Annotated in this window: 2 protein-coding genes; one reads left to right on the forward strand and one right to left on the reverse strand. The window is 38.3% G+C overall.

The window, feature by feature from the left end; all coding sequences use genetic code 11:
- The first annotated feature begins 412 nt into the window (after nt 1-412).
- A complete protein-coding gene (gene cysS / locus OH460_RS27225; RefSeq protein WP_102449645.1) occupies nt 413-1,786 on the forward strand; it encodes a cysteine--tRNA ligase in 1,374 nt (457 codons plus the stop codon).
- Between the two features lie 330 nt (nt 1,787-2,116).
- Here the strand turns inward: cysS and OH460_RS27230 are convergent, their stop codons facing one another.
- Entirely contained in the window at nt 2,117-2,884 is a 768-nt protein-coding gene (locus tag OH460_RS27230) for an alpha/beta hydrolase family protein (protein WP_102269895.1), read from the reverse strand.
- Between the last annotated feature and the right edge of the window lie 353 nt (nt 2,885-3,237).

Genomic DNA, 3,237 nt, shown 5'->3' on the forward strand with positions numbered 1-3,237 from the left:
TGGTCAACATGAAGTTTGGCAGTCACATTTAAGTAGGGTTTAGGAAGATCTGAAACGTCGGTGGACAGAAATGAGCTATAGCTTCAGCTAAATTAGCAATTCATGGATAACTAATAGTATGGGAAGTAGCTAAGTTTAATGCCCCTGTTTTGATAGTGCAGGTGACGTCCATTACTACCAACGATGATGCTCAACATAATCATCGAATAAATGTATTGCTTTTGTTAATCATCTATTTTAATTTAAAAAAATGACGCTAATAACTACTTCCACTCAAACTCTATGTTGTTGCTGTAAATACCTTATTTACGGCCGTTTTCGTGTAGCTATTACGTAGCAAACCTATCGCACTATTACCTAGGCCGTTGATGTTTTCATCCACGGCCTTTTTGTATTTATAAGGATATGATTTATGACCCAACCGACACTCCAGCTCTTTAATACCCTTAATAGAACACTGAGTCCGTTTTATACGATTCAACCCCGTAAGGTTGGCCTTTATGCATGTGGCCCAACCGTTTATGACTATGCACATGTCGGTAATCTACGTACCTATTTGTTCGTTGACGTCCTAAAACGCGTACTACAGATCAATGGGTATCAAGTCAATCATGTCATGAACATAACCGATGTCGGACATCTAGTATCAGATGGTGACACTGGAGAAGACAAGATGGAGAAAGGTGCACGCAAACAAGAAAAATCAGCTTGGGATATTGCTACTTTTTTTGAAGACGCATTTTTTACTGATCTTGAAAGGCTTAACATTCTCAAACCTTCTATCACTTGCCGAGCAACTGATCATATTCAAGAGCAGATTTCGTTTATTCAGTCACTCGAAGCTAAAGGCTATACCTATCAAACCAGTGATGGTATTTATTTTGATACAGAAAAGTTACCCGACTACGGAAAGCTTGCGCGATTAGATAAGGAAGGTTTGGAAGCTGGCATTCGCGTTGATATGGCGGAGAAAAAGCATCCTACAGATTTTGCACTATGGAAATTCACTGGCGAACAGAAACGGCAAATGGAGTGGACAAGTCCATGGGGAAATGGCTTCCCAGGGTGGCATATTGAATGTTCAGCGATGGCAGAGAAGTACTTGGGAGAAACCTTCGATATACATATCGGTGGTGAAGATCACATTCCTATACACCACACCAATGAAATTGCACAATGCCAAGCTAAAAACGGACATGTACAAGCAAACTTTTGGTTGCATGGTTACTTCTTAAATATTAACAATGAGAAAATATCTAAGTCGGGTTCTACACTGCGTTTAGAAAGCCTAATCGACAAAGGTTATGATCCTTTAGCTTATCGTTATTTAACCTTAACCAGTCACTATCGTAGCCAGCTCAGTTTTACTTGGGAAGGGTTGAATGGCGCACAAAAGGCACTGCGTAGATTAAGAAAGAAAATCACTGATATGCCTGACGGTGGTAACGTTGACAACCAGTTCAAAGCTGAATTTCTTGCACGTATCAACCGTGATTTAAATATGCCGCAAGCACTCGCCTTATTATGGGAGGTCACTGATAGTTCCATAGAGCCTGCCAATAAAAAAGCGACACTACTATATTTTGATCAAGTATTTGGCCTTAACCTTGATAAGGTTGAACAGTTAACAATCCCCAAACAAGTTCAACAGCTCGCTGAACAACGTCAATGTTTGAAACAACAGGGGCGATATGATGAAGCAGACACAATCCGAGAGCAAATTCGAGCTTTGGGATATCAAGTTAACGATAGTACTAATCAATCGAGTGTAACCAAGTTACTTTAATTAAAATCACCCGTTTTACCGAATAAGAGGTTAGCAATCGCCTCTTATTTCTGGGTTATGGGCTGGTTTGAGCTTACACCGTAATTCATAAGGCTCGTATTAGAAATAAGTCGGCCAAAATTGTGATAATGAAAGCCATAGTGTTATTAATTAAGCTTATTTTGGGCCACTTTTGAGTTAGAAAGTGCCACGGGTAAAGTTCAGTCCGTGAAGATTTTGGACAAAACGCTTTAGGTGTGTTGCTCTAAACCGTTTCGTTCAGATTAGAAAAATACTTTGAAACCTTAAGCGTTTGTATGGCTGTCTATTGCTACAGATTTACCTTTTAGCCTACAAATTTTTATTCAACCATTTTATCGTATGATCTCGCATGTCGTTGGAAAAGTAATGCGATTCATCAGCTAAATTGAACTCAATTTCAGTATTGTTTTTATCGTATTTACTCTTCACTTTTTCATAAAAGTCCTTCGCGAAATTAGCAGGAACCCAATCATCTTTCTCACCATTTATGATCAACATAGGGCGACTTTCATTTTCTATAAGGTACAAACATGGATCAATCTCTGCCATATACCTAATAGCTAACTTCTCATCGTCACTAAGAATCTTATTAACTGAATCGGCTTCTAAAGCGAACTTCTCCAAGCCGACAAAGTCAGGAGAGCCGATAATTGGTACCGCAACTTTAATCCGTTTATTTTTGGTCAAAGAATAAAATGTGGACATTGCCCCCATAGAGATACCCACAACCGCAATCCTCGATGGATCAATCCTTATATCTTCCTGATAATGCTCAATGAGTGTATTTATGTCATCTGAGTTCTGCTTGATAACACCCGTCATTCTTTTGATAAATCTCGAATGGCTACTAAAGTTTTGAGCATTACCATCATCTCTTTCGCCGTGTTTATCTGCATCAAAACAGATAACAGAATAACCCTGAAGAGCTAAATTTAAAGCTAGATTAGAGCCTTCATATTTATCATTGCTCCAACCGTGACAGATGATGACTAAAGGATTATTTACCGACTCTTTTTTACAATAGAGCAGATATGTAACTTCACCGATCTTACTTTTTTCTACTACAACACCTTCCATGAACGCCCCATATATTTCAATATATTCGTTTACAAGCACCATAAACAGTCAGACTTCAGAAAACAGCTAACGCTGATTAGACGAAAAATTGTCGTCTTTTATCATTTTATAATGCAACACCGTTTATATTGGTTCAATTAACAATCAACAACCTAAGTCACATGAAGGGAATTTTGGACTGCCAAATGTCGCCTAATAACAGAGATTCTGATTTACCAATTAGCTCGGATAAGTTTTAGTAGTGCAAACTAAGATTAACAGCAGATGAATGAGTAAAAGGTCTACCGAACAATGTGGCAAAAGTTTGCTACAACAAAAGACAGACTACGACAAAAAGCATCTAAAAGTTTCTA

Origin of the sequence: Vibrio sp. Makdt (assembly GCF_027587015.1) — a bacterium.
GTDB classification, from domain to species: Bacteria; Pseudomonadota; Gammaproteobacteria; order Enterobacterales; family Vibrionaceae; genus Vibrio; species Vibrio chagasii_B.

Coding starts and splice junctions, on each gene's coding strand:
- cysS (WP_102449645.1), top strand. CDS start 413: ATGACCCAACCGACACTCCAGCTCTTTAATACCCTTAATAGAACACTG.
- OH460_RS27230 (WP_102269895.1), bottom strand. CDS start 2,884: ATGGAAGGTGTTGTAGTAGAAAAAAGTAAGATCGGTGAAGTTACATAT.